Below are 525 nucleotides of genomic sequence, written 5' to 3'. Positions count from 1 at the left end.
CAGCTCCCCGAAGCATATCGGTGTTAGTACCGTCCTTCATCGGCTCCTAGTGCCAAGGCATTCACCGTGCGCCCTTAATAACTTAACCTAAAAAAGTTAGTTACAACTTCTCGATAAAGAGAAGATTTAAGAACTTACAATTGAATTACTTGAATTTTGTTTGTTGCTATCAATGTCGTTTTATCCAGTTTTCAAAGAACAAATTGAATTACTTCATTCACTTCATGACGAATCATCCATGAATGTGCTTCGTGCAGATTTGCGACGAGTAATGAATTACATCATCGAATTATCTTCCGCAGGAGCAAAGTTAATAATCTAATTCATTAGTTTGAATCAGTTTTGGTGGAGCCTAGCGGGATCGAACCGCTGACCTCCTGCGTGCAAGGCAGGCGCTCTCCCAGCTGAGCTAAGGCCCCAAAAGGGGAAAATATATATGGTGGGCCTAAATGGACTCGAACCATCGACCTCACGCTTATCAGGCGTGCGCTCTAACCAGCTGAGCTATAGGCCCCCTTAGAAGTT

General features: G+C 43.4%; 2 tRNA genes and 1 rRNA gene. All 3 read right to left on the bottom strand.

The window, feature by feature from the left end:
* A 23S ribosomal RNA gene (locus EK386_RS20080) occupies positions 1-88 on the bottom strand; the annotation flags it as partial.
* Positions 89-343: 255 nt separating this feature from the next.
* Positions 344-419, bottom strand: a tRNA-Ala gene (locus tag EK386_RS20075).
* 18 nt (positions 420-437) lie between these two features.
* Positions 438-514 (bottom strand) — tRNA-Ile (locus tag EK386_RS20070).
* Positions 515-525: the final 11 nt, after the last annotated feature.

This window comes from Lysinibacillus antri, assembly GCF_003977595.1.
In the GTDB taxonomy this organism is placed as follows: domain Bacteria; phylum Bacillota; class Bacilli; order Bacillales_A; family Planococcaceae; genus Ureibacillus; species Ureibacillus antri.
The sequence above is the reverse complement of the archived record's forward strand: the minus strand, read 5'-3'. Positions and strand labels throughout refer to the sequence as shown.